Source organism: Putridiphycobacter roseus, assembly GCF_003234935.1.
In the GTDB taxonomy this organism is placed as follows: domain Bacteria; phylum Bacteroidota; class Bacteroidia; order Flavobacteriales_D; family Crocinitomicaceae; genus Putridiphycobacter; species Putridiphycobacter roseus.
Window position 1 is genome coordinate 347,743 of record NZ_QKSB01000001.1, and the last position, 26,204, is coordinate 373,946.

Annotated in this window: 23 protein-coding genes; 21 read left to right on the forward strand and 2 right to left on the reverse strand. The window is 34.4% G+C overall.

The features are described 5' to 3' along the window. Positions 1 to 26: 26 nt before the first annotated feature. The 6 genes from DNU06_RS01455 to DNU06_RS01480 are packed head-to-tail and all read left to right on the forward strand — an operon-like array spanning position 27 to position 6,742. A complete protein-coding gene (locus DNU06_RS01455) occupies positions 27 to 1,010 on the forward strand; it encodes a homocysteine S-methyltransferase family protein (protein WP_111061427.1) in 984 nt (327 codons plus the stop codon). Position 1,011: 1 nt separating this feature from the next. Beyond that, on the forward strand, positions 1,012 to 1,446 hold the full coding sequence (locus tag DNU06_RS01460) for a preQ(1) synthase (protein WP_111061428.1): 435 nt from the start codon (positions 1,012 to 1,014) through the stop codon (positions 1,444 to 1,446). Positions 1,447 to 1,483: 37 nt separating this feature from the next. Continuing rightward, positions 1,484 to 4,198 carry a methionine synthase gene (gene metH / locus DNU06_RS01465; RefSeq protein ID WP_111061429.1) on the forward strand — a complete coding sequence of 905 codons (2,715 nt, stop codon included), beginning with the start codon at positions 1,484 to 1,486 and terminating at the stop codon, positions 4,196 to 4,198. A gap of 19 nt (positions 4,199 to 4,217) precedes the next feature. After that, entirely contained in the window at positions 4,218 to 5,246 is a 1,029-nt protein-coding gene (locus DNU06_RS01470; RefSeq protein WP_111061430.1) for an AI-2E family transporter, read from the forward strand. A gap of 38 nt (positions 5,247 to 5,284) precedes the next feature. Further along, positions 5,285 to 5,881 (forward strand): TetR/AcrR family transcriptional regulator, encoded by a 597-nt coding sequence (locus tag DNU06_RS01475; RefSeq protein ID WP_111061431.1) that lies wholly within the window; start codon positions 5,285 to 5,287, stop codon positions 5,879 to 5,881. 36 nt (positions 5,882 to 5,917) lie between these two features. Then, positions 5,918 to 6,742, forward strand: a complete 825-nt coding sequence (locus tag DNU06_RS01480) for an alpha/beta hydrolase (protein ID WP_111061432.1) — start codon at positions 5,918 to 5,920, stop codon at positions 6,740 to 6,742. A 12-nt stretch (positions 6,743 to 6,754) separates the two neighbouring features. Here DNU06_RS01480 and DNU06_RS01485 read toward each other — a convergent pair whose 3' ends face one another. Next, positions 6,755 to 7,960, reverse strand: coding sequence for a 3-deoxy-D-manno-octulosonic acid transferase (locus DNU06_RS01485; RefSeq protein ID WP_111061433.1), 1,206 nt, complete (start codon positions 7,958 to 7,960; stop codon positions 6,755 to 6,757). Continuing rightward, positions 7,960 to 8,736, reverse strand: a complete 777-nt coding sequence (locus DNU06_RS01490; protein WP_111061434.1) for a hypothetical protein — start codon at positions 8,734 to 8,736, stop codon at positions 7,960 to 7,962. Before DNU06_RS01490 ends, DNU06_RS01485 begins: the two co-directional genes overlap by 1 nt. 117 nt (positions 8,737 to 8,853) lie before the next feature. On the opposite strand from DNU06_RS01490, the gene DNU06_RS01495 reads away from it, so the two are divergent. The 15 genes from DNU06_RS01495 to DNU06_RS01565 all read left to right on the forward strand — a co-directional run bounded on the left by DNU06_RS01495 (position 8,854) and on the right by DNU06_RS01565 (position 26,145). Beyond that, positions 8,854 to 9,984: a DegT/DnrJ/EryC1/StrS family aminotransferase gene (locus DNU06_RS01495; RefSeq protein WP_111061869.1), complete on the forward strand. Its 1,131-nt coding sequence runs from the start codon at positions 8,854 to 8,856 to the stop codon at positions 9,982 to 9,984. Then, on the forward strand, positions 9,981 to 11,294 hold the full coding sequence (locus DNU06_RS01500; RefSeq protein WP_111061435.1) for a UDP-glucose dehydrogenase family protein: 1,314 nt from the start codon (positions 9,981 to 9,983) through the stop codon (positions 11,292 to 11,294). Before DNU06_RS01495 ends, DNU06_RS01500 begins: the two co-directional genes overlap by 4 nt. Beyond that, positions 11,291 to 12,289: a UDP-glucuronic acid decarboxylase family protein gene (locus DNU06_RS01505; RefSeq protein ID WP_111061436.1), complete on the forward strand. Its 999-nt coding sequence runs from the start codon at positions 11,291 to 11,293 to the stop codon at positions 12,287 to 12,289. The genes DNU06_RS01500 and DNU06_RS01505 overlap by 4 nt, the downstream gene beginning before the upstream one ends. 6 nt (positions 12,290 to 12,295) lie before the next feature. Beyond that, entirely contained in the window at positions 12,296 to 16,162 is a 3,867-nt protein-coding gene (locus DNU06_RS01510) for a VPS10 domain-containing protein (protein WP_111061437.1), read from the forward strand. Between the two features lie 3 nt (positions 16,163 to 16,165). Beyond that, on the forward strand, positions 16,166 to 16,738 hold the full coding sequence (locus tag DNU06_RS01515) for an acyltransferase (protein WP_111061438.1): 573 nt from the start codon (positions 16,166 to 16,168) through the stop codon (positions 16,736 to 16,738). Then, entirely contained in the window at positions 16,738 to 17,781 is a 1,044-nt protein-coding gene (locus DNU06_RS01520; RefSeq protein ID WP_111061439.1) for a Gfo/Idh/MocA family protein, read from the forward strand. Before DNU06_RS01515 ends, DNU06_RS01520 begins: the two co-directional genes overlap by 1 nt. Positions 17,782 to 17,783: 2 nt before the next feature. Next, complete coding sequence (locus tag DNU06_RS01525) at positions 17,784 to 19,082, forward strand: nucleotide sugar dehydrogenase (protein WP_199398967.1); 1,299 nt, start codon at positions 17,784 to 17,786, stop codon at positions 19,080 to 19,082. A 62-nt stretch (positions 19,083 to 19,144) separates the two neighbouring features. Next, complete coding sequence (rfbB, locus tag DNU06_RS01530; protein ID WP_111061440.1) at positions 19,145 to 20,200, forward strand: dTDP-glucose 4,6-dehydratase; 1,056 nt, start codon at positions 19,145 to 19,147, stop codon at positions 20,198 to 20,200. Next, positions 20,201 to 20,947 (forward strand): tyrosine-protein phosphatase, encoded by a 747-nt coding sequence (locus tag DNU06_RS01535; protein WP_111061441.1) that lies wholly within the window; start codon positions 20,201 to 20,203, stop codon positions 20,945 to 20,947. Between the two features lie 3 nt (positions 20,948 to 20,950). Beyond that, complete coding sequence (locus DNU06_RS01540) at positions 20,951 to 21,493, forward strand: GNAT family N-acetyltransferase (protein WP_111061442.1); 543 nt, start codon at positions 20,951 to 20,953, stop codon at positions 21,491 to 21,493. A gap of 91 nt (positions 21,494 to 21,584) precedes the next feature. Beyond that, complete coding sequence (locus DNU06_RS01545; RefSeq protein ID WP_111061443.1) at positions 21,585 to 22,694, forward strand: vWA domain-containing protein; 1,110 nt, start codon at positions 21,585 to 21,587, stop codon at positions 22,692 to 22,694. Between the two features lie 26 nt (positions 22,695 to 22,720). Further along, complete coding sequence (locus DNU06_RS01550) at positions 22,721 to 24,178, forward strand: AAA family ATPase (RefSeq protein ID WP_111061444.1); 1,458 nt, start codon at positions 22,721 to 22,723, stop codon at positions 24,176 to 24,178. A 28-nt stretch (positions 24,179 to 24,206) separates the two neighbouring features. After that, positions 24,207 to 24,788 (forward strand): YdeI/OmpD-associated family protein, encoded by a 582-nt coding sequence (locus DNU06_RS01555; protein WP_111061445.1) that lies wholly within the window; start codon positions 24,207 to 24,209, stop codon positions 24,786 to 24,788. Positions 24,789 to 24,799: 11 nt separating this feature from the next. Continuing rightward, on the forward strand, positions 24,800 to 25,150 hold the full coding sequence (locus DNU06_RS01560) for a VOC family protein (protein WP_233502922.1): 351 nt from the start codon (positions 24,800 to 24,802) through the stop codon (positions 25,148 to 25,150). A gap of 62 nt (positions 25,151 to 25,212) precedes the next feature. Further along, the gene (locus tag DNU06_RS01565; protein ID WP_111061447.1) at positions 25,213 to 26,145 is read left to right on the forward strand and encodes an EamA family transporter; all 933 of its coding nucleotides are present in this window, start codon (positions 25,213 to 25,215) and stop codon (positions 26,143 to 26,145) included. Positions 26,146 to 26,204: the final 59 nt, after the last annotated feature.

Consider the following 26,204-nt stretch of genomic DNA (forward strand, 5'->3'; position numbering starts at 1 on the left):
GGTCCTAACGCATTTCAACTGATGATATGCAAAATATTAAAGACATTCTAAAAAACAGAATTCTTCTTTTAGATGGTGCTATGGGAACAATGATCCAAAGGTACACACTAACAGAGGACGATTTTCGAAAAGGTTGGTTTGAAGGCCATGATAAACCTTTAAAAGGGAATAATGATTTACTTTCTTTAACAAGGCCCGACATTATTTCTCGTATTCATGAAGCTTATTTAGCTGCGGGAGCAGACATTATTGAGACCAATACATTTAGTGGTACTTCCATTGCCCAATCTGATTATGGGTTAGAAAAATATGCCTACGACATCAATCTTCACAGTGCTAGGTTAGCCAAGGCGGCCTGTTTAAAATACAATGAAATAACACCCGACAAGCCAAGATTTGTAGCTGGTTCTATTGGTCCTACAAATAGAACGTTATCCATATCTCCTGACGTAAATGATCCAGGATATAGAAACATTGAATTTGATGCCTTAGTTGCTGCATACGAAGAACAAATTAATGGCTTAATTGAAGGAGGTGTAGATATTTTAATGGTAGAAACTGTATTTGACACTTTAAATGCAAAGGCAGCACTATTTGCCATAGAAAATTGTAAGAAAAATACAGGGAAAGATTTACCCGTAATGGTTTCTGGAACAATTACAGATGCCAGCGGTCGTACCCTATCTGGACAAACAGCAGAAGCTTTCTTAATATCTGTAGAACATGCTAACTTATTAAGTATTGGGTTTAACTGCGCTTTAGGTGCAGATGCCATGAAACCATATTTAAAAACATTAAAGAAAAAATCTAACCTATTAGTCAGTGCCCATCCTAACGCTGGACTTCCAAATGAAATGGGAGAATATGATGAAACGCCCGATAAAATGGGAGAACAAATTGAAGGATTTATCAAAGAAGGGATTGTCAATATTGTTGGAGGATGCTGTGGTACTACGCCAGAACATATAAAAAAAATGAATGAATTAATTATTAAATATAAAACCATATAAAATGCCAAAATTATATCAAGAAATAGATAAAACTATTCTAAAAGCAATTCCAAATCCTTCTAAAGAGGCCTACGAAATAAAAATAAAAATTCCAGAATTCACTTTTTTAGGAGTTAAAGAACAACCTGATTTTGCAACGGTATTTATCACCATGTATCCTTCTAATAAAATTGTTGAACTAAAATCTTTAAAACAATATTCTTTTCACTTAAGAGACATAGTTGTTTCCTATGAGCGATTGATCAATATTTTTTACGATCATTTAATTGAGGTGTACGAACCACAAAGATTAAGAATTTCTATGATCTGTAATCCAAGAGGAGGAATTTCTGCCAAATTAGCAATTGATTCCGATTGGGAAGCAAGAGGTGGAAAAGAACAATTTAAAGATTGGATGGGTAGACCTGACAATGACGATTGGAGCGTACTAATGTAATTTTATAACAAATATCAATAATTAATACTTTTTTTAAATGAGCTTTCACCCCGACTATACAGGACAGTACAAATATAAATGGACAGATATTCCATTCATGAAATTGAGTGGTTTAGAACCTTTGATATTGACCCCTGAGTCAAACTTTATTAATATAGGGGAAAGAACCAATGTGGCTGGTTCGAAAAAATTTCTTCGCTTAATTAACACCAATGAATTTGATGCCGCTTTATCGGTTGCAAGAGAGCAAGTGGAAAATGGAGCGCAAGTGATAGACATTAATATGGATGACGGCCTTATAGATGGCAAGGCGGCCATGGTAAAATTTTTAAAATTGATTGCCTCTGAACCAGATATCTCTAGGGTGCCAATCATGATTGATAGTTCAAAGTGGGAGATTATTGAAGCTGGACTGCAGTGCGTTCAAGGGAAGTCTATTGTTAATTCTATTAGTTTAAAAGAAGGGGAAGATAATTTTAAATACCAAGCTAAAAAAATAAAAGCCTACGGTGCGGCAGTTATTGTAATGGCATTTGACGAAAAGGGACAAGCGGATTCCTATGAAAGAAGGATTGAGATTTGTAAACGATCCTATGACATCTTGGTCAATGAAGTCAACTTTAATCCCCAAGATATTATATTTGATCCTAATATTTTCCCTGTCGCGACAGGTATGGATGAGCACCGCCAAAATGCCATTCACTTTTTTCAGGCAACCCGCTGGATTAGAGAAAATTTACCCGGCGCTCACGTAAGCGGTGGCGTTTCTAATGTTTCGTTTTCCTTCCGTGGAAACAATACAGTTAGAGAAGCCATGCATTCAGCATTCTTGTACCATGCCATCCGTGAAGGAATGGACATGGGAATTGTGAATCCAAGTATGCTGGAAGTCTACGATAACATTTCTAAAGATTTACTAACTAAAGTGGAGGATGTTTTATTGGATAGACACGAAGATGCGACGGAAAACTTGTTGAATTTCGCAGATAATGTAGTCGAAAAAGCTGCAGGTGTTAAAGATACTGCAGAATGGAGAAAATTGCCAATACAAGAGAGGATAACGCATTCTTTAGTAAAAGGAATTGCAGATTTCGCGACAGAAGACATGGAAGAAGCAAGACATCTGGTAGATGCCCCCATTAAGGTCATTGAAGGATATTTAATGAATGGCATGAACGTGGTTGGTGATTTATTTGGCGCTGGAAAAATGTTTTTACCCCAAGTCGTAAAATCTGCTAGGGTAATGAAAAAAGCAGTTGCTTATCTACTTCCATTTATCGAAGAAACCAAAGAAAAAGGCCAGACGAATGGAAAAATATTGTTGGCAACCGTAAAAGGGGATGTTCATGATATTGGAAAAAATATTGTAGGTGTTGTGCTTGCCTGTAATAATTATGAAATTATTGACCTAGGCGTAATGGTACCAGTCGAAAAAATTATTGAAACGGCCAAATTACATGACGTAGACATTATTGGTTTGAGTGGGTTAATCACCCCTTCATTAGACGAGATGGTAACTGTGGCGGAAGAGCTACAAAATCAAGGGATGGCTATTCCACTCTTAATTGGTGGTGCCACAACTTCTAAAGTACATACGGCTGTTAAAATTCAAGAAAAATATACAAAAGGCGACACGGTTCATGTATTAGATGCCTCTAGATCTGTTACCGTTGCTGGTGAATTATTGGGTAAAAATAAATCTACCTTCACCAACAATATAGCGGAAGAATACGACAAAATCAGGATTAATTATGCAAAAAAAGTAGGCATTAAATCATACTTAAGTATTGATGAAGCCAGATCGAATAAACAAAAAATTGATTGGCAACAAGAAGACATTAAAATACCAAATTTTATTGGTGTAAAACATTACGAAAATTTTGACTTAAAGGAATTAATCAACTATATCGATTGGACACCTTTCTTTTACACTTGGGAAATGCGCGGGAAATACCCAGCCATATTAAAAGATGAGAAAAAAGGAGAAGAAGCCACAAAGTTATTTAAGGATGCGGAAGCCATGTTGGAAAAAATCATTGCTGAAAAATGGTTAAAAGCCAATGCCTCGGTTGGAATATGGCCTGCCAATACTGTGGATGATGATGTAATTGAAATATACAAAGACGAAGATAGAAAGGAAGTTATTCATTACCAATACGCCTTAAGACAACAATTAAAAAAATCGGACAAAGCATTCAACCATTCTGTTGCAGATTTTATTGCGCCAAAAACAAGTGGCATTAAAGATTACATTGGAGGATTTGCGGTAACAAGTGGATTAAATATAGAAAAGCAATTAAAGATATTTGAAGCAGACCATGACGATTATAACGCCATTATGTTAAAAGCTTTAGCCGATAGATTAGCGGAAGCCTTTGCTGAAAAAATGCATGAAATCGTGAGACAGGAATTATGGGGTTACGAAAAAGAAAAGCTAAACAAAAATGATTTAATTAAAGAAAAATACCAAGGTATTCGTCCGGCTCCAGGCTATCCTGCTAATCCAGATCATACTGAAAAAATTGGCCTTTTTAAGATATTAGCTGCCACTGAAAATAGTAAAATTACTTTGACAGAAAGTCTTGCTATGTTTCCAACAGCCGCCGTTAGTGGCTGGTATTTTTCACATCCTGAAACCCATTATTTTGGAGTAGGAAAAATAAAAATGGATCAAATTGAAGAAATTGCGACTAAAAAGGGCATGGAATTAAAAGTATATAAAAGATGGCTTTCTTCAAATTTAGCCGACTAATTCTTGTATATTTAAGCTTATGATCGCCAAAAACGTAGCTGCCTATTTAATCATTTTTATTAGTGTAATTGCACTATTAGTACTTGGTAAATCATTACTAATACCATTTATTTTGGGACTACTCATTTGGTTTTTAATTGTGGAATTTAGAACCCTCCTCCTTAAAATCCCTTTTATTGGTAGTAAGTTGCCAGCTTGGTTTTGGACCTTTGCTTCGGCAATTTTGTTATTTCTTTTATGTGGCTTAGCCATCAATGTACTTATTGAAAACATCAAAGAATTAAGTAAACAAATACCCAACTACGAAGCAAATATAAAAATGGTGAATTCAAATATCGATCAGACATTTGGTGTCAACGTTTTTGAAAGTATCACGGACTATGCCGGTGACTTTAAATTATCTAAGCTATTCTCGCCTATACTTAACTCTATCTCCGATTTATTTAGCAATGCTTTTATGATTGTACTTTATGTGCTCTTTTTAATTTTAGAGGAATCTGTATTTCGTACTAAATTGAAGAAAGTATTTCCTGAGAATAAAAAATTTGATGACATTACTGTTATTCTTGAAAAAATAAAAACTTCTACTAGTAACTACATTACCTTGAAGACGATTATCAGTTTAATCACTGGTGTAGCCAGTTACTTTGCCTTAGTAATTATAGGTGTGGACACCCCAATATTTTGGGCATTTCTAATTTTTTTAATGAACTTTATTCCGACCATAGGATCATTAATTGGTACCTTATTTCCTGCTGTAATTGCACTACTCCAATTTGGCGACTTGTTACATTTTGGCCTTGTTTTAGGTGTAGTGGGAATAATACAAGTGATTATTGGTAACTTTGTAGAACCTAAATTAATGGGAAACAATTTAAATTTAAGTCCCCTCGTTGTGATTTTAGCGTTAAGTTTCTGGGGGGCATTATGGGGCATTACCGGTATGATTTTATCGGTTATTATCACTGTCATTATGGTAATTTTGTTTTCTCAATTTAAAGCCACTAAACCAATCGCCATATTCTTATCTGAAAAAGGTAATATATAAAATAATACCAATCGGTATATTATTATTAACTTTGTCGCATGCCTACTAAAGCTGCACAAACCAAAGTCCATATTATTAAAACAGTTGCCCCTGTTTTTAATAAACAAGGTTATTTTGGTACCAGCTTAAAAGATATCACTATAGCTACAGCCTTAACCAAAGGCGCTATTTACGGTAATTTTAAAGATAAAAACGAATTGGCTCTAGAAGCTTTTAAATATAACGTCAACATCATCACCTCTAAAATTGAGGCGGTAATCCTTCAAAAGCACACGGCCATTGAAAAACTATTTGCCATTGCAGAGTTCTATGCCGATTACTATCGTTTCACGTTTAAGTATGGTGGTTGTCCCATTTTAAATATTGGTATTGATGCTAATCATCAAAACGAAGTTTTATTACAGAAAGTAAGAAAGGCAATTGATAATATACAAAACAATATTTCAAAAATCATACAATTTGGCATACAAGAAAAAGAAATAAACCCCACAATAGATGCCGATTACTATGCGCGTCAAATCTTTGCAAGAATTGAAGGTGCGGTCTTTATGACCATGACAACTAAAAATGAAATTTACATGAAAGACATGTCAATTGGCTTAAAAATTATGATTGACAAAGAATTAATTGCTTAAAAAATTTAACTAAAATTATACCAATCAGTATAAAAGATGAAAACAATACAAATATTACTCCAATTACTCTCGAAAATTAGTCCAAAATTAAGTGCTAAAGTGGCATTCCACCTTTTTACAAAAGTCCGTAAAAAAGATATTAGAGACAGAGAAAAAGCATTTTACCAACAAGCAAAAAAGAGCAGCATTCCATTTCCAAAAGAAGATTTAAACATATATGAATTTGGTGAAGAAAGCAATGAATTGATTATTTTAGTGCATGGATGGGATTCCAATGCCGGTTCCTTATTTGCATTTGTTGCTCCCCTACTCCAAAAAAACAAAAGAGTTATAGCTTTAAATTTACCTGGTCATGCAGACTACAAGTCGAGTCATACCAATTTACTGGAATGTAAAGATGCCATCATTACCTTACTTCAGACATTTAAAAACACTGAAAACATATCCATTATTTCTCATTCTTTTGGATCTGCTATTACCAGTCTTGCTTTGTGTGAGCTGGATATAAAGGTGAACAATTTGTACTTTTTAACCAGTCCAAATAAAATGGAAAATGTATTTTTAGAGTTCAAAGCAATTCTAAAATTGGACGATAGAACCTATCATTTATTAAGAAACATGGCTAATGTAGTTTTAAAAGAGAAACTGGAAGACATGTATATACACGACAAGTTAAAGCATGCTTCCTTTCAACATTTGTATGTTTTTCATGACGAAAAAGATAAAATTATTGACTTAGAAAATTCCATTAAAATTGTAAGTGAAATCAAAAATTCAAGTCTAAAAACTTACCATAAAATTGGTCACTACAGAATGCTTTGGAATGAACCATTAATTAAGGACGTAATATCCTTCATATAAAAGAATACTTCCTTAAAAAATATCACGCATAATAATAGCCGTAGCGCCTACTTGCCGATTCATATAATCTAGGATATAATTAAAATCTTGTTTACCATCCAGCTCCTTAAACACTTTTTCTAAGGTTTCTTTAGTCGCCACACTAAATCCAACTTGTTGTTCTATAAACAAACTTGCTTCTGGAAACTTAGAGAATTTAGGTCCAAAAATAACCGGGCATCCAAAACAAGCAGGTTCTAAAATATTATGTAAACCAGTTTTAAATCCACCACCCACATAGGCGATATTTGCATATTGATATACATTCATCAGCATACCAATATTATCAATAATTAAAATGTCGGCATTTTCACTTTTTACCGAAGGCAATTCAGAGTATAAAACAGACTTCTTTTTCAGGCTTTTAGTAATGCGATACAAGTGTTTATCCTTGATTTCATGCGGTGCAATAATCACTTTATAATTAAAATCCGGACGATTAATCAAAGGCATAAATACTCTTTCATCTTCTTCCCAAGAAGACCCGATAACTAGGGTCTTTTCTCCCTGAATAAAATCTTCTATTGCCGTAATTCTTTTTACATTTTTAGCATTATGCATCACCCTATCAAATCGAGTATCACCAGACAATGTATTAGGTACATGAATCGTATTTAACAGTTTTTGAGAAGCCTCATTTTGGACAAATATTTTAGTAAAACTATGTAATACTTTTCTAAAAAAACCACCATACCATTTAAAGAAAACTTGGTTTTCTCGAAATAATCCAGAGATCAAATAAACAGGTATATTCTGCTTTTTTAATTCGAAAATATAATTCGCCCAAAACTCATATTTTATAAAAAAAACTTTTGTAGGTTTTAAAGCCGCAATTAAATATTTCGCATTTGACTTACTATCTATTGGCAAGTAAAAGGTATAATCACTTAATTCATAATTTTTACGGACGCTATATCCAGATGGGGAAAAAAAAGAAACTACAATTTGACAATCCTGTTTAGCTTTTAAGGCTTCAATCAATGGTCTACCTTGTTCAAACTCTCCTAAACTGGCGCAATGAAACCAATATAAAGGCAATTCATTTCTCTTAAAACTAGCTAAGTTATTTTTCCAATTTCTCCTACCATTTACCCAAAGTTTTGCCTTGGGATTAAAAATAGCAGCCAAATGAATGATTACAGCATAGCTATAAATTCCTATTGAATAGAAAAAATTCATTAATCAAAATAATAATCTTGTAACTGCCTTGTGTAAATAGGAATCATCCAACCCACTTTAATTCCAAAAAACAACTCTAATCTTAGTTCATCTTCCGGTCCTTCCGTATCAAAATTATAAGTTCGTACGTTTTTTGTAAATGCTTGACCAAATTCTAGTCCCCCATAAAAATTCAAAAATTGTCGATTTCCTTGTTGAAGATAACCAATAAATTGTTTGGTTGAAAGTCCCATAGACAGTTTATCATACCCTTTAATATAATCTTCTTTAAACTGATCTAATCTATCATAAATATGCTCAATTCGTATTTTATGGAACATATATCCTAGTCCAAAATTCACCCAAAGACCAGCATTGGGTCCCTTCCCTACTTTATTAAAAACATAGCCAACTTGGCCAGTAAAATTACCACCTCTCAACAAATACAAAACATCTGCTGGAATGCCTTCAAAATTGATAATCTTACCATCTTCATTTTTTAAATTATCGAAAATTTCTGGTTCCTTAAAAGTATTGCCAAAAATAAACTGTGATTCAAACCCAAAAGTTAAATTTGATTTCAATTTAAAATTCACTTCAGCCCCTAAATTATTATGAAAACCCCAACGATCTGCAAAATCTCCCCCTGGCAAGGAAGCTTTATAAGTCAACCCATATATAGGGGTGAAAATAGAAGCTGTTTTCAAATCTCGTTGTGCATTAACGGTTAAATTAACCAGTACAAAAAAACAAATGAGCAAAGCCTTCTTGGTTAAATTTTTAATTAATTTTCTCATATCCAAATTTCAATATTACTTTCAGTTTTTAATTGCCTCAAAATATTGCAATAAAATTACACTATAAATGGTTATATTCGCAAACTTAATAGTATTTAACACTAATTATTGATTCAAGTGAAAAAAATTCAAATGGTAGATTTGGTTTCTCAATACGAGAAAATCAAGCCTGAAATATTAAAATCAATCGAAAATGTCCTTGATAACGCGACTTTTATCAATGGACCGGCGGTTAAAAGTTTTCAAAATAATTTAGAACAATATTTAAATGTCAAACATGTAATACCATGTGCAAATGGTACAGATGCTTTACAAATTGCTTTGATGGCTTTGGGACTAGAACCAGGTGACGAAGTAATCACTTCAGATTTCACTTTTGCGGCTACCGTTGAAGTGGTAAAACTTTTAAAGCTTAAACCTGTTTTAGTAGATGTTGATTGGAATAACTTTAACATATCAATCGCGGCCATAGAAAAGGCAATTACACCAAAAACTAAGGCTATAATTCCGGTTCATTTGTTTGGACAAAGTGCCGATATGGAGTCCTTAATGGCCCTTGCTAAAAAGCATAATATTGCGCTAGTAGAAGATACAGCGCAAGGAATTGGTGCAAAATACACATTTAAAAATGGTGAAACTCACTTTGCTGGAACCATAGGTGAAATAGGAACCACTTCTTTTTTCCCCTCTAAAAACTTAGGTGGTTTTGGAGATGGTGGAGCTGTATTTACCAATGACGACAATTTGGCGAAAATCATGCGCTCTATTGTAAACCACGGTATGGGAGAGCGTTATTACTACGACAGAGTTGGTGTTAATTCTAGACTGGACAGTATTCAGGCTGCCGTTTTAGATATTAAATTAACCCATTTAGATGAGTATATCGCTAGTCGTCAAAAAGCAGCAGCTTATTATTCTGACTTTTTTAAGGACTTTGAAAATGTAGAAACTCCGGTGATTGAAGACTATTCCACCCATGTTTTTCACCAGTACACTTTAAAAATAAAAGGCATCAATCAATTTGAAGCTCAAAAATACCTAAACGAAAAAGGAATCCCGGCAATGATCTATTACCCTGTCCCTTTGCATAGTCAAAAGGCATATGATGCAGATCAATATGATGATGCAGATTTTAAAAATACAAATTTACTTTGTCATTCCGTATTATCTTTACCAATGCATACCGAATTAGAAGAAGAACAATTGAGATTCATTTGCGAATCCCTAAAAAAATATTTAATTAAATGAAAAAAATTGCAGTAATTGGAACTGGCTACGTAGGCCTAGTAACAGGAACTTGTTTCGCAGAAACAGGTAATGATGTCATTTGTGTGGACATAGACAAAGAGAAAGTGGACTTAATGAAGAATGGTAAAGTTCCAATTTATGAACCACATTTAGATGTTTTATTTGAAAGAAACATCAAAGAAGGTAGACTTCGCTTTACCACAGATATTGCAGAGGGAATAAAAGATGCTGAAATTATATTTTTAGCCTTACCTACCCCTCCGGGTGAAGATGGATCTGCAGATTTATCTTACGTACTTGGTGTTGGTGCAGACTTAGGTAAATTAATGACAGAATACAAGGTTATCGTCGATAAATCAACTGTTCCCGTTGGAACATCAGAAAAAGTGGAAGCTGCGATTAAAGCACATGCGACCGTTGAATTTGACGTGGTTTCTAATCCTGAATTTTTAAGAGAAGGATTTGCAGTAGATGACTTTTTAAAGCCAGATAGAGTAGTAATAGGTACTAACTCTGCAAGAGCCAGAAAAATAATGGGTGAATTATACAAACCTTTCGTTCGTCAAGGAAATCCAATTTTATTCATGGATGAAAAATCAGCAGAATTAACAAAGTATGCTGCCAATTCATTTTTAGCCACTAAAATTACTTTTATGAACGAAATCGCAAATTTTTGCGAAATTGTTGGTGCGAATGTAGATGATGTAAGAATTGGTATCGGGTCGGATGATAGAATTGGTAACAGATTCCTTTTTCCTGGTATTGGATTTGGCGGAAGTTGTTTTCCTAAAGATGTACAAGCATTAGTAAAATCAGGTAAAGAATATAATTACGATTTCGATATTATTAATGCTGTTTTACGGGTAAATGATCAACAAAGACTAAGGTTAATTGACAAAGTTTTAAATCATTTTGGTGATGTTAAAGGAAAAACGTTTGGCTTATGGGGCCTTGCATTTAAACCGGATACAGATGACATTAGAGAAGCACCAGCTTTATACATGATAGAGAAGTTACTTGCTGCAGGTGCAAAAATTAAAGCATATGATCCTGAAGCAATGGCAAATGTTAAAAAACAATATGATTTCGACATTGAATATGTAGACAATCAATATACTGCAATTGAAGGTGCAGATGCTCTATTAATTGCCACGGAATGGGGAGCATTTAGAAACCCTGACTTTGAACTTATCAAAAAGAACTTGAAAAAACCAAAAGTATTTGATGGTCGTAATTTATTTGGCTTAGAAGAAATGGAAGAAAGAGGATTTTATTACGAAAGTATTGGTAGAAGAACAATTGTAGGATGAAACAAAGAAAAAAAGTATTAATTACAGGGGCAGCAGGATTTTTAGGTTCTCATTTATGTGACCGTTTTATTAAAGAAGATTTTCATGTAATTGCCATGGATAATTTAATAACAGGTCGGTTAAAAAATATTGAGCATTTATTTCCGCTTGAAAATTTTGAGTTTTATAACCATGACGTAAGTAAATTCATCCATATTCCAGGTGAATTAGATTATATCATGCATTTTGCTTCACCTGCTAGTCCGATTGATTACTTAAAAATACCCATACAAACTTTAAAAGTTGGCTCACTCGGTATCCACAATTGTCTTGGTTTAGCAAAGGCAAAAAACGCGACTTTAATGATTGCTTCAACTTCTGAAGTTTATGGTGATCCCGAAGTACATCCACAAACAGAAGAATACTGGGGAAATGTAAACCCAATTGGCCCAAGAGGAGTATACGACGAAGCGAAAAGATTTCAGGAAGCAATGACCATGGCTTACCATACTTTTCATGATGTAGACACGAGGATTGTAAGGATATTTAACACTTACGGCCCAAGAATGCGACTAAATGATGGTCGAGTATTACCTGCCTTTATTGGACAAGCATTAAGAGGAGAAGATTTGACTGTTTTTGGAGATGGTTCACAAACCAGATCCTTCTGCTATGTAGATGACTTAGTAGAAGGAATCTATAGATTGTTAAATAAAAAAGACTATCATCAACCAGTGAATATCGGTAATCCAGATGAGATTTCTATAGGTGATTTTGCAGAAGAAATCATCAAATTAACCGGAACTACTCAAAAAGTAATTTATAAAGACCTTCCGGTAAATGATCCAAAACAACGTCAACCTGACATTACTAAAGCGATTGATTTATTAGGTTGGACACCTAAAGTAGACCGAGCAAGTGGTCTAAAAATAACCTACGATTATTTCAAATCTTTATCCAAAGATGAATTAGAAAAAACAGACCACTATAATTTTGATAACTTTATTATAAAATAATTTAGTATGATACGTTCATTACTACTAATATCCATTGTCTTTGCATTCAATAATATTGTTTTCGCACAGCCTTTGTATAAAGTAATGATGGAAGATAATCAATTCAATTTTTACCAAGTAGTCGATACTGCTGAAAGCTATTTTAATACCCACCCCAGAACAAAAGGTTCTGGGTGGAAGGGCTTTCAGAGGTGGATTGCAGCAAATGAATACAAGTATTACCCTAGTGGAGATAGAACGCAAACTTCTCCTTTCTTTGCAGAAGAAAACTTTACTAAATTTAAGGAAGAAAATTCAAACGCAGAAGATTTTTTCAATTCAGGCTGGCAAGATTTAGGACCATATTCTATTGATAGTATTACGGGCCATTATTCAGCCGGACTCGGAAGAGTAGAAGATTTTTATGTCAATCCCAATAACACACAATTAATCTACTTAGGTTCTAGAAGTGGTGGCTTTTGGCGTTCTACAGACGGGGGCGGGAATTGGTTAAACTCTACGGATTTCCTTGTCGCTACAGGTGTAGATGCTATCGCTGTATCTCCAACAAACCCAGACTCCGTATTAGTAAATGTAAAAAACGCTAGAAATGGTACAACCCATGGCGTTTACCGTTCAGTGGATGGCGGAATAACTTGGAATGTCACTAACTTTAATCCTATCAATTTAGGTTGGGGTGGCTTAGGTACAAATGATAAAATTTATAAAATTGCATACCACCCTACTATTCCAAACTTAGTATTTGTTGGCACATCTAAAGGAATATTTAAGTCTACCGATAACCTACAAACTTGGACACAAGCATTAAGCACTTCCGATATTACCGATATTGATTTTCATCCAACCAACACCAATATTTTATACTTATATGATGATTATTATTGGGGAGTAAATCAAAATGTAGTTTTAAAATCCACTGATTTGGGGGCTACTTATACAAGTTCTAACCAAATTACAGGAAATAATGATGCAAAATTAATCATATCCTTAAGCGCCGACTGTCCCTCTTGCGTATACGTTGCCTCTGGAAATGGTATTTGGAAATCTACAGATGAAGGACAAAATTTTAATTATTTAAATAACCCTGGAAATAGTTGCGACGGTTTTGCCGTAAATGATTTAGATACTTCAAAAATGATTTATGGTTATTTAGATATTGAAGGAAGTATTGATGGGGGCCAATCATTTAGTCAAATTACATTTTGGTCGCAAGGTACCAATGCTAGTTTTAATAATGGCTTATATGTACACGCTGACTTAAGGGATGCAAAATGCATAAATGGAACCTACTATGTAGCTACTGATGGCTTTTTAAGTCGATCTTTAAATAACGGCATCACTTGGGAAATATTAAGCCAAGGTACCGGTATTCGAGAAAATTATTCTTTAGGTATCAGTCAATCGAATCACTATAGAACCATGGTCGGTTCCCAAGATAATGGAACAAGTATTAAGCATAAAAATGATTGGATAGAATTTTATGGTGCAGATGGCATGGAGGCAATTATTCACCCCTTAAATGATGATTGGATGATTGGTAGTATCCAATATGGCAGTAGAAGAATCACAAAGAATGGTGGAGCGACACAAGGAGGAGCAACACCAACGGGACAATCGGGTAGCTGGATAGCACCGTTAATGTACGACCCAAATGACCACATGACCGTTTATTCCCTTGGCGAAAACATTTACAAAAGTACTGACTTTGGTACTTCATGGGTGAATATTGGTTCACCTTCCTTTACTGGAACCATTGCTGAAGCTGCAATAGCACAAAACAATTCAAACACCTTAATTGTAAGCAAAGCATCAAACATTGAAATAACCACAGATGCTGGTATTACATTTACCGACATTAGCAATGGTTTACCTAATAATACCATTACTGATATTGCATTCGACCCGCATAACGACCAAGTCATTATAGTAACATTCGCGACACACCAAAACGACAACAATAAGGTTTTTCTTAGCAACAATCAGGGAGCAACTTGGACCAATATTTCTTACAATATCCAGAATATGCCAATTCGTAAAGTGGTAATTGATCATTCACCAGAAGCAAATATTTATTTAGGGGCTGAAATTGGCGTTTTTACAAAACCTATGAATGGTAATAGTTGGACCTTATACAATGTAGACTTACCAAACATAGCCATTGAAGACATGGAAATAATGTGGGGTTCAAATACTTTAAGAGCGGCAACTTGGGGTCGAGGGTTATGGGAATATGCCTTGGTAGGTAGGTCAGATTATCCAGCAATTATACGTACAAAAATTACCGACACACCAAGTGATATTCTTCCAACAAATAATACCCCACAATATGTCACTTCCATTATTTCCTACGACAATAACATTACAAGTGCTTATGTAAAGTATGCCGTAAATAACCAAGTATATAACAACACCCTAACCATGTCAAATACCATAGACAGTACTTGGGTAACAAACAATCCAATTCCCGCTGGTTTGGTGAACGATAAAATTTACTTTAAAGTATACGCCATTGGTACTAATAATGACACTACGGAGACTTACAAATTCATGTATACCATGCGCCCATCCTGTCTTTCTAGTGGTAACATGAGTTGGGGAACGGCCATAACTGAAGTAGGAATTAATACGATACTAAACAGCAGTGGTAAAACCCAACCCTATACTGATTATTCCAGTACGCAATCTACCAATTTATTAATAGGCAATAATTATGATTTGAGTGTAAACTTAAATACAGATGGGAATTACAGTATCTATGCAAAAGCTTGGATTGATTGGAATCAAAATGGGAGTTATTTAGACACTGGAGAAGAATATGACCTTGGGTTTACATTAAACGCAACAAATGGTATCACTTCTAATTCGCCACTTTCAATTACCGTCCCAAGTACCGCTTTAATCGGCAACACAAGTATGCGGGTATCTGCAAAATTCAATGCATCACCTACCCCTTGTGAAACAGACTTTGATGGAGAAGTGGAAGATTATCAAATTAAAGTAGACCCACTACAACTTGACTTTATCACTACCAATCAGCCATCCTGTATTGGAGATGTTTTATATTATGAGTATACTGGTGACCCTGTAGATTCTGTCTATTGGGAATTTACCAATGGTAGTACAGTTTATTCTGGTAATACTTTAACGGATAATATTGTATTTAATGCAATCGGCTTATTCGACTTTACTTTATACGGATATTATGGTGGTGTGCAATTCTCAAAAGACTCTCTAGGCATTGTTAACATTGTTGGCTATGATAGCATTACTATTTTTGACACCATCTGTTTAGGGGAAATTTATCCCTTTAATTCGCAACAACTAACCACAACAGGCACTTATATAGCAACATTTACCACTCCGACTTGTGACTCAATCGTTACCTTACACCTTTCTGCTACAGCCTTAGATGTAAGTGTTGACAATCAAAACACTCACTTAATAGCAAATAGCACTGTTGGTACTTACCAATGGTATGACTGTAAGTCAAATATGATAATAGCAGGCGCAAACAACAGCACTTATACGCCAATAATGGATGGCGCATATGCCTTAATTTTAAATTATCAAAACTGCGCAGACACTTCAGATTGCATAGAAATTAATGGTTTAAATATTCCGTCTAATGGAGAAACCGTTATCAAAATATACCCAAATCCATTTGAAAATACTTTTACAATCGAACTTGATAATTCGAAGCAACCAAAACAAGTTAAAGTATACAATGCTTCAGGTAAAGTAGTATTAATAAAACAACTAAAATCTAAGGATAATATAGTAGAATTTGACTTAACAAAACATGCAAAAGGCATATATTTTATTCATGTTATTAGCGAAAAATCTTCGGTAATTCAAAAACTTATTAAATATTAAAAGATGGATTATTTTGCACATGAGACAGCGGTTATAGACGCAGGATGTACGATTGGAAAAGGCACAAAAATTTGGCACTTTTCTCATATTATGGCCGATTCTATTATTGGTGAAAATTGTAATTTTGGTCAAAATGTGGTGGTTTCCCCAAAAGTTGTATTGGGAAATAATGTTAAAGTTCAAAATAACGTTTCGATATACACAGGGGTGACTTGTGAAGATGATGTTTTTTTAGGTCCTTCTATGGTATTTACCAATGTAATAAACCCTAGAAGTGCAATTAATCGACGCAATGAATATGCCAAAACTATTGTAATGCAAGGTGCATCTATTGGAGCTAATGCAACTATAGTCTGTGGACATAATATTGGAAAATTTGCTTTTATTGGAGCAGGTGCCGTAGTTACAAAAGATATTCCTAATTTTGCACTTGTTGTCGGCAATCCAGCAAAGCAAATAGGTTGGGTTGGGGAATATGGTCACCGTTTAAATTTTGACGAAAATCAAACAGCAGTTTGTCCAGAAAGTGGACAAGAATACATTTTAAAGAACGAGTTAGTATATAGACTTAAATAATGCAAGAAGGAAAATTAAAATTTGTAGTAATTGGATGCGGCCATATTGGTAAAAGACACGCAACCATGATTTTAAATAATGAAGAAGCAGAATTGGTAGGCCTTTGTGACATCAACGCAGAGGAAAACTTAGGCCTTGAAACATTTAAAAATGTGCCTTTCTTTTCCTCATTAGAAGCACTTATAAAAAGTGGAATTGAGTTTGATATCGCCAATATTTGTACTCCAAATGGTTTACACTCTGATCAAGCTATTAAATTGTTAGACCACGATAAACACATTGTAGTAGAAAAACCAATAGGATTATCTAAAGCAAAATGTGAAACTGTTATATTTAAAGCATTAAGAAATCACAAACAGGTATTTGCAGTAATGCAAAACCGATACTCTCCACCTTCCGTTTGGCTGAAAAAAATAGTTTCTGAAAAAATAATTGGCGATATTTTTATGGTTCAAGTCAACTGTTATTGGAATAGAGATGATAGATATTATAAAAAAGGAGGCTGGAAAGGTGTGGAAGAATTAGATGGTGGCACATTATTCACCCAATTTTCACATTTTATTGATATCATGTATTGGCTATTTGGAGACATTCAAAATATTCAAGGAAAATTTAACGATTTCACACATGCAGCATCTACCGATTTTGAAGATTCAGGTTTTGTTTCTTTTGATTTTATGGATGGTGGCATGGGCGCATTAAATTATTCGACAGCCGTATGGAACAGTAATCTAGAAAGCTCCATTACCATTATCGGTAGTAAAGGTAGTGTTAAAGTTGGCGGTCAATATATGAACGAAGTAGAGTATTGTAACATTGAAGATTACGACATGCCAGAATTAGCACCTTCAAATCCGCCAAATGATTACGGCAACTATAAAGGATCCGCAGCAAATCATCACTTTATCATAGAAAATGTAGTAGATACATTAAAAGGAAGAACAAAGGCTACCACCAACGCCTTAGAGGGATTAAAAGTGGTAGAAATTATTGAAAGAATATACAAAGTAAGAGACAAAAGCTTTGTTAAGCAGAAAAAATAAGCATGAATATTTACGATAGATTAGTAGCAAAAGAAACTACATTAGCAGTAATAGGTTTAGGTTATGTAGGTTTACCAATTGCCCTAGAATTTGCAAAAAAGATCAAAGTAATCGGTTTTGACATCAATGAAAAAAGAGTGGATTTGATGAAACAAAAAATCGATCCCAGTGATGAATTAGTCGAAAGTGATTTTAATAATACAGACATTGAATTTACTGCTAACCTTGAAGATTTAAAAAAGGCTACGTTCTTTATTGTAGCCGTACCTACTCCAATTGACGAAAGTAGACTGCCAGATTTAAGACCATTACTTGGCGCTTCAAAAACAGTTGGACTAGCTTTAAAAAAAGGCGATTACGTTGTTTTTGAATCTACGGTATACCCTGGTTGTACCGAAGAAGATTGTATCCCTGTATTAGAGGAAGTTTCTGGTTTAAAATGGAAAGAAGATTTCAATGTTGGTTATTCTCCCGAAAGAATTAATCCAGGTGATAAAGTACACACATTAGCAAGTATTGTAAAAGTTGCGGCTGGAGACACCCCCGAATCTGCAGATATTATTGCAAAAACATACGAACTAGTTGTTACTGCCGGGGTACACCGCGCAGCGACAATAAAAGTTGCGGAAGCAGCAAAAATTATAGAAAATACACAAAGAGATGTCAATATTGCTCTGGTAAACGAACTTTCCATTATTTTTAATAAACTAAAAATAAATACCTATGATGTTTTAGAAGCAGCTGGTACAAAATGGAATTTCTTAAACTTTAGACCAGGCCTCGTAGGCGGTCACTGTATTGGAGTTGACCCTTATTATTTAACGCATAAAGCCAAACAAGTAGGTTATCACGCAAAAATCATTAATTCTGGACGATATGTCAATGACTCAATGGGATTTTACGTTGGTAAACAAACCGTTAAAATGATGATTAAGCAAGGTAAAAACCCTATGGAATCAAAAGTTTTATTGATGGGTGCCACTTTTAAAGAGGATGTAAGCGACATTCGAAATTCAAAAATTGTAGACGTAATTCGTGAATTGGAATCTTTTTCTTGTACTGTAGATGTAATTGATCCACATGCTGACTCAGAGGACTTATTTTTAGAGTATGGTTTTAATCTACAAAAAGAAGTAACTAATGATTATGATGCTATAATTGTAGCGGTTAACCATAAAGAATATTCTAATTATACCGAAGATGAATTTAAAAAATTAATGAAAGATGGTAAAGGAGTTTTTGTAGACTTAAAAGGAATTTATAAGAATAAAATAGAAGATTTAACATACTGGTCGCTTTAAAGCCAAACCATTATTTGTAAATTAGTAGCAGCGTTTAATAACGCTGCTTTTTTTTTGAAAAAATGACTGAAAAATACGACAAAACAATTTTAATTACTGGCGGTGCAGGATTCATTGGATCGCACGTCATCAGACTATTTGTAAATAAATATCCCAATTATAAAATTGTTAACCTCGACAAGTTAACCTACGCCGGAAACTTATTTAACACTCAAGACATTGAGAAACAAACCAATTATAGCTTCATAAAGGCCGATATCAATGATAAAGAAAATTTAAATGCCATTTTCAAAACTTATCAAATTACAGATGTCATACACTTGGCTGCTGAATCACATGTGGACAGGTCTATTTCTGGACCCATGGATTTTATACAAACGAATATTGTTGGAACGGCCAATTTATTGGAAATAGCTAGAAATACTTGGAAAGAAAATCCAGGTGTTTTTTACCATATTTCAACAGATGAAGTATATGGTTCCTTAGGAAAAGAAGGTTTTTTTACCGAAAACACGGCGTACGATCCTCGTAGTCCATATTCCGCTTCAAAAGCGAGTTCAGATCATTTAGTGCGTGCTTATTTCCATACTTATAAATTACCCATTAAAATTTCGAATTGTTCAAATAATTACGGTTCTCATCAATTTCCAGAAAAGTTGATTCCATTAATGATCCATAATATAAAACAAAAAAAATCACTCCCCATTTATGGAAAAGGAGATAACATTAGAGACTGGCTATGGGTAGAAGACCATGCCCGTGCTATTGATGTGGTTTTCCATAAAGGTAAATTGGGAGAAACATATAACATTGGTGGTTGGAATGAATGGACAAATATTGACTTGGTACACCAACTTTGCAAAATAATGGATGAGAAACTAGGTAATCCAGTGGGTACTTCTGCTAAACTAATTACCCATGTAACCGACAGAGCCGGCCACGATCAACGATATGCCATAGATGCAACTAAAATTAAAAAAGAATTAGGTTGGATTCCTTCGATAACTTTTGAAGAAGGCCTTGAAAAAACAGTTGTGTGGTATTTGCAAAACCAAGATTGGTTAAAAAACGTCACCTCAGGAGAATATGCTGATTATTACGAAAAAAACTACAATTAAATGGGACTACTTTCCAACATATTCAAGAGAACACCTAAACTTGACCCAATAGATCTAAGTCTATTAGGTACTGATATTCACAGTCACCTTATTCCAGGAATTGATGATGGTTCCAAAAGTTTGAATGATTCATTTCAAATGCTACAAAAATTTTCAGATTTAGGATATAAAAAAATCATTACAACACCGCACGTAATGAGTGATTTTTACAAAAATACACCCGAAATTATTTTAGGAGGTCTTGAAAAAGTAAAGTCTTATATCAAAGAAAAAGGGCTTAATATTGAAGTAGAAGCAGCAGCTGAATACTACCTTGATTTTCATTTTGAAGAATTAATTGAAGCTGGAAACTTATTGACCTTTGGCGATAATTATGTTTTGTTTGAACTCTCTTTCATGCATGAATCAAAAAGGATTAAGGAAGTTATTTTTAATCTACAAAACAAAGGCTATAAGCCTGTTTTAGCCCATGTAGAACGTTACCCTTTTTATTTTAATGAATGGGATAAAATTGAAGACTTTATGAATAGAGGTTGCATAATGCAACTCAACACCAACTCCCTTTCTGGCGTTTATGGACCGCAGGTAAAAAAAATGGCGGAAGAAATCATAAAAAAAGGTTGGATTGATTTAATCAGTTCTGATTGTCACCATATGGGACATTTAGAAATTATGAACGACATGCGAACAAATCCTTATTTACATCAAGTGATGGAAAATAAAAATTTATTGAATTACCACATCTAATTCATGATTGATTACATCTTCAAATCAGAGCGGCTTGGTTTTAGAAATTGGCGTAAAGAAGATGTAGCAAAAATGATTGCCCTCAATAATGATCCAGAAGTGATGCGTTATTTCCCTGCCAAAATTACCCCAGAACAAACCAAAGTTTTTATTGAAAAAATGAAGACTGAATATGATCAGAATAGGTATTGCTATTTTGCAGTAGATGTATTAGAATATGATTCATTTATTGGATTTATTGGGTTGTTAAACCAAGATTATGCAGCGTCGTTTACTCCCTGTGTAGATATTGGTTGGCGATTAGATAAAAAATATTGGAACTTTGGTTATGCAACTGAAGGCGCAAAAGCCTGTTTACGGTATGCTTTTGAAACAATAAAAATAAAAGAAATTATTGCCACAGCGCCTCAAATTAATACCGAATCTATTCGCGTTATGCAAAAAATAGGCATGAAACAATCCCTAGTATTCAAACATCCAAAGCTTAAGCAATTTCCCAAATTAGAAAATTGCGTCCTTTATACCATTGCCACTGATCCATTGTAAAATTACGTTCCATTAACTTATGTTATTTTAACTTAAAATAATTATCCCGCACTTCTTCATCTAACCAATTTAAGTTAACTTTATTGGTGAAATGAAAAAAGGATTTTACTTTAAACCGTACGAAAAAGCCTTTCAAACACCATTTGAAAAGTTATTTGAGATATTCAAAGAATTAATTACACATACATCAGGTGATTTTGACGAAGCCATTGATTGGTTGCGTGAATTGGATATGGAGTACAAACTCACCGACGAAAACTATACCATTGACGATTTTATTGAAGACCTTAAGAAAAAAGGGTATATCAAAGAACAACCCAAAGATGGAGATGGTAAAGGAGGAATGGGTATCACCGCAAAAACTGAGCGGATTATTCGCCAACACGCATTAGATCAAATTTTTGGAAACATTAAAAAATCAGCTAGCGGTAACCACAAAACTAAACACACCGGAACTGGTGACGAACATACAGGAGACAATAGGGCTTATCAATTTGGAGATAATCTTTCGAGTATTTCCATGACCGAGAGCATCAAAAATGCCCAAATTAACAATGGTATTGATGGCTTTAATCTCACCGAAAACGATTTGGTAGTAGAAGAAACACAGTTTAAAGCACAAATGAGTACCGTTTTAATGATTGATATCAGTCACAGTATGATTCTGTATGGAGAAGATAGAATTACTCCCGCCAAAAAAGTGGCCATGGCCTTGGCAGAGCTTATTACGACAAGATATCCAAAAGACACCTTGGATATTATTGTATTTGGTAATGACGCTTGGAGCATCCCAATTAAAGATTTACCCTATTTAAAAGTAGGTCCATACCATACAAACACAGTAGCTGGTTTGCAATTGGCCATGGATATTTTGCGACGGAAAAGAAATACCAACAAGCAAATATTTATGATTACAGATGGGAAACCTAGTTGTATTCGTGAAAAAAATGGTGACTATTATAAAAACAGTTTTGGATTGGATGAGTACATTGTAGATAAATGCTATAACCAAGCCGCACAAGCCAGAAAACTGCATATTCCTATTACTACGTTTATGATTGCAAGCGATCCTTATCTTCAAGAATTTGTACAACATTTTACTGAAGCAAACCAAGGAAAAGCTTTTTATACTGGTTTAAAAGGACTGGGTGAAATGATATTTGAAGATTATGCAGCGAATAGAAAAAAGAGAATTAAATAAAAATACAATACTAAGGATACTATAAAATGACAACAATAAAAACATTAGGTGAATTAAAAAAAGCCGGATACCAATCAAAATCTATCAAAGAAGAATTAAGCGATAACCTTCGTCAAAGACTACAAAACGGGGAGCCTAGTTTTACCGAAATTCATGGTTTTGAAGATACTGTTGTTCCAGAATTGGAACGGGCAATACTTTCGAAGCACAACATTAACCTACTTGGATTAAGAGGACAAGCCAAAACTAGACTTGCCCGTAAAATGGTGGATTTGTTAGATGAATACATTCCAATGGTAGCAGGTTCAGAAATTAACGACGACCCTTTTAATCCAATCTCAAAACATGCCGTTGATTTGATTGCTGAAAAAGGCGATAAAACCCCTATTGAGTGGCTCCACAGAAGTAATCGTTTTTTTGAAAAACTAGCCACACCAGATGTAACCGTAGCGGATTTGATTGGTGATATTGATCCCATTAAGGCGGCTAATCTTAAACTAAGTTATGCCGACGAAAACGTGATTCATTTTGGTATGATTCCAAGAGCCAATCGCTGTATTTTTGTCATCAATGAATTGCCAGATTTGCAAGCAAGAATTCAAGTGGCACTGTTTAATATTTTGCAAGAAGGAGACATTCAAATTAGAGGGTTTAAAGTGCGTTTACCATTAGATATGCAATTTATTTTTACTGCCAATCCAGAAGATTACACCAATAGAGGAAGTATTGTAACGCCTTTAAAGGATAGAATTGGTTCACAAATCCTCACCCATTACCCAAATAGTATCGAAATTGCAAAGAAAATTACCGCACAAGAAGCTAATTTCGACGACTACCAACTTAAAAATATTCATGTTCCTGAACTGGCTAAAGACTTGTTAGAACAAATTAGCTTTGAAGCCAGAAATAGTGATTTTATTGATGCTAAAAGTGGGGTCAGTGCAAGAATGAGCATTACCGCTTATGAAAACTTATTAAGTACTGCCGAAAGAAGAGCATTATTGAACAAAGAAAAAAAGACGCAAGTAAGATTAACCGATTTTTCGGGTATCATTCCAGCCATTACAGGTAAAGTTGAATTGGTATATGAAGGGGAGCAAGAAGGCGCCGAAAATGTAGCTTACTTTATCATTGGAGATGCCATTAAATCATTATTTCCGCTTTACTTTCCAGAACCTAAAAAATTAGAGAAAGAAGGAGAAAGAACCCCTTTTACGGCTATTCAAGAGTGGTTTTTTATTGAATCAGGTTTTGAATTGCTAGAAGACATTAAAGACGAAGAATATCACCAAATCATTGATGAAATTGTACCCCTTCAAGAATTTATGGCGAAATACGGAGAAAACATCCCAAAAGAAGATCAGTATTTTTGGAAAGAATTTATTCTATGGGCATTGGTAGAATTTGACAAGCTTTCTAAAGATAGAATTACCAAAGGATACCAATTCAAAGACCCTTATGGTTCTTTTATTAAAGACTTATAAGTAATATTTTTTATTGAAAATAGGCAACATGAACCCAAAAGTGGATTTCTTTTTTGAAAAGGACGTGCAGTGGCAAGAAGCTTATCAGCTTTTAAGAACCATAATAAACGACTGTCAATTAGAAGAAACATTGAAATGGGGTTGCCCTTGTTACCAACACAACGAGCACAACATAGTCTTAATCCATGGATTTAAAGATTATTGTGCTTTGTTGTTTATGAAAGGGGTATTAATGGGAGATGAAAATGGCATATTAATACAACAGACTAAAAATGTTCAATCGGCAAGACAAATTCGATTTAAGCAAATAGAAGAGATTGCACCACTAGCATCCGTCATTAAAAAGTATGTATTTGAAGCGATTGAAATTGAAAAAGCAGGATTAAAAGTAGCTCCTAAAAAAAGCACAGTACTAGAGTACCCAAGTGAACTGCGTCAGGAACTGGAAGATAATCCTACATTAAAAACTGCTTTTGAAGCCTTAACACCAGGCAGACAAAAAGGATATTGTTTATTTTTTTCGGCACCTAAACAAGTCAAAACTCGTGCCTCGAGAATTGAAAAATATAAGGAAAAAATAATGCAAGGCAAAGGATTAAACGATCGATAAACAAAGCCATCATGAACAATAATAATCACATCAACTACATTGAATTTAAGGCCACAAACTTGGCAGTAACAAAAGCATTTTATAAAAACGTTTTTGGCTGGACTTTTACGGATTATGGTGAAAATTACACCTCCTTTGAAAATAGTGGTGTAGCTGGTGGTTTTGAAAAAACAAATGACCCCATTCAAAACGGAGTATTGGTGGTTATTCATCACGAAAACTTGTCGGCAATTAAAACTAAAATCATAGAAAACAAAGGAGAAATTACCCAAGATATTTTCTCCTTTCCAGGTGGAAAAAGATTTCAATTTAAAGACCCCTCAGGAAATGAATTGGCAGTGTGGACAGAAGATGAAGGTTAAACATTAAATACACCTTTGTTTCAAATCAATCCTTAACTTTACCCTTCGCTTTTAGCCAGTTTATGCAAAAATTAAAAGGAATCCTTCTTGTTGCTTTAGGTGCTGCTAGTTATGGTCTTTTAGCCACTTTTGTCAAAAAAGCCAATATTGAAGGACATCCTACCAGTGGACTGAATTTTTTACAATATTTAATTGGCTTTATCGCCCTGGCTTCTATTGCCTTGTTTGCAGCCAAGAGAAAGAGCAATGCAGTAGTTTTAAAAAATAACACAGCACTTGACACTACCTCTAAAGTACATAAAAAAAATGGCCCATTAAGACTCGTATTATTTGGTTTTGCCTCGGGATTAACCAGTTATTTTTATTACTATTCTATTCAATACATTCCGGTGTCAGTTGCTATTGTTTTATTAATGCAAGCCATTTGGATGGGTGTTGTATTAGAGTTATGGATGAGCAAAACATTCCAACTCTCAAAAATAATTGGGAGTGCTTTAGTGATTATTGGGACTTTATTTGCCGTAGATGCTTTTCATGCAGAAAGCGCTTTGAATGCCCAAGGATTAATTTATGGAATATTGGCCAGTATATCTTACACCGTTTCATTGTATGCTGCCAATACAGTAGCTTTGCAATTGCCTAACATGGTCCGCAGTAAATACATAGGACTAGGTGCCCTCTTAATTGTGGTATTAATATGGAATCTTCAACTTATAGAAGTGGTAGACTTTGGCAATGCCGCCTTGTGGAAATATGGGTTGTTCTTAGCTTTTTTTGGTGCCATTCTTCCACCAATTGCTTTTAACAAAGGTTTTCCTATTACAGGTATTGGGTTGGGTAGTATTTTAGTCTCAATCGAAATTCCAGTATCTATTCTTTCCGCATCACTTGTTTTAAACGAAGAAGTAAAAGGATTACAATGGATGGGGGTTTGTATTATTATTGTTTCTGTTATTGTGATTAATTATCAACAATTGAAAGCTCCAAAAAGTTAGATTAGATGGGCAATGCCAGTTTATCTGTTACAATAATACGGTCACCTACCACGGTCCTT

Bases quoted from the DNA above. Each gene is read 5' to 3' on its own strand.
- DNU06_RS01540 (WP_111061442.1), top strand. From the start codon at position 20,951: ATGATTGATTACATCTTCAAATCAGAGCGGCTTGGTTTTAGAAATTGG.
- DNU06_RS01510 (WP_111061437.1), top strand. From the start codon at position 12,296: ATGATACGTTCATTACTACTAATATCCATTGTCTTTGCATTCAATAAT.
- DNU06_RS01470 (WP_111061430.1), top strand. From the start codon at position 4,218: ATGATCGCCAAAAACGTAGCTGCCTATTTAATCATTTTTATTAGTGTA.
- DNU06_RS01505 (WP_111061436.1), top strand. From the start codon at position 11,291: ATGAAACAAAGAAAAAAAGTATTAATTACAGGGGCAGCAGGATTTTTA.
- DNU06_RS01535 (WP_111061441.1), top strand. From the start codon at position 20,201: ATGGGACTACTTTCCAACATATTCAAGAGAACACCTAAACTTGACCCA.
- DNU06_RS01550 (WP_111061444.1), top strand. From the start codon at position 22,721: ATGACAACAATAAAAACATTAGGTGAATTAAAAAAAGCCGGATACCAA.
- DNU06_RS01480 (WP_111061432.1), top strand. From the start codon at position 5,918: ATGAAAACAATACAAATATTACTCCAATTACTCTCGAAAATTAGTCCA.
- DNU06_RS01490 (WP_111061434.1), bottom strand. From the start codon at position 8,736: ATGAGAAAATTAATTAAAAATTTAACCAAGAAGGCTTTGCTCATTTGT.
- DNU06_RS01525 (WP_199398967.1), top strand. From the start codon at position 17,784: ATGAATATTTACGATAGATTAGTAGCAAAAGAAACTACATTAGCAGTA.
- rfbB (WP_111061440.1), top strand. From the start codon at position 19,145: ATGACTGAAAAATACGACAAAACAATTTTAATTACTGGCGGTGCAGGA.
- DNU06_RS01515 (WP_111061438.1), top strand. From the start codon at position 16,166: ATGGATTATTTTGCACATGAGACAGCGGTTATAGACGCAGGATGTACG.
- DNU06_RS01555 (WP_111061445.1), top strand. From the start codon at position 24,207: ATGAACCCAAAAGTGGATTTCTTTTTTGAAAAGGACGTGCAGTGGCAA.
- DNU06_RS01460 (WP_111061428.1), top strand. From the start codon at position 1,012: ATGCCAAAATTATATCAAGAAATAGATAAAACTATTCTAAAAGCAATT.
- DNU06_RS01475 (WP_111061431.1), top strand. From the start codon at position 5,285: ATGCCTACTAAAGCTGCACAAACCAAAGTCCATATTATTAAAACAGTT.
- DNU06_RS01560 (WP_233502922.1), top strand. From the start codon at position 24,800: ATGAACAATAATAATCACATCAACTACATTGAATTTAAGGCCACAAAC.
- DNU06_RS01500 (WP_111061435.1), top strand. From the start codon at position 9,981: ATGAAAAAAATTGCAGTAATTGGAACTGGCTACGTAGGCCTAGTAACA.
- DNU06_RS01520 (WP_111061439.1), top strand. From the start codon at position 16,738: ATGCAAGAAGGAAAATTAAAATTTGTAGTAATTGGATGCGGCCATATT.
- DNU06_RS01545 (WP_111061443.1), top strand. From the start codon at position 21,585: ATGAAAAAAGGATTTTACTTTAAACCGTACGAAAAAGCCTTTCAAACA.
- DNU06_RS01565 (WP_111061447.1), top strand. From the start codon at position 25,213: ATGCAAAAATTAAAAGGAATCCTTCTTGTTGCTTTAGGTGCTGCTAGT.
- DNU06_RS01485 (WP_111061433.1), bottom strand. From the start codon at position 7,960: ATGAATTTTTTCTATTCAATAGGAATTTATAGCTATGCTGTAATCATT.
- DNU06_RS01455 (WP_111061427.1), top strand. From the start codon at position 27: ATGCAAAATATTAAAGACATTCTAAAAAACAGAATTCTTCTTTTAGAT.
- metH (WP_111061429.1), top strand. From the start codon at position 1,484: ATGAGCTTTCACCCCGACTATACAGGACAGTACAAATATAAATGGACA.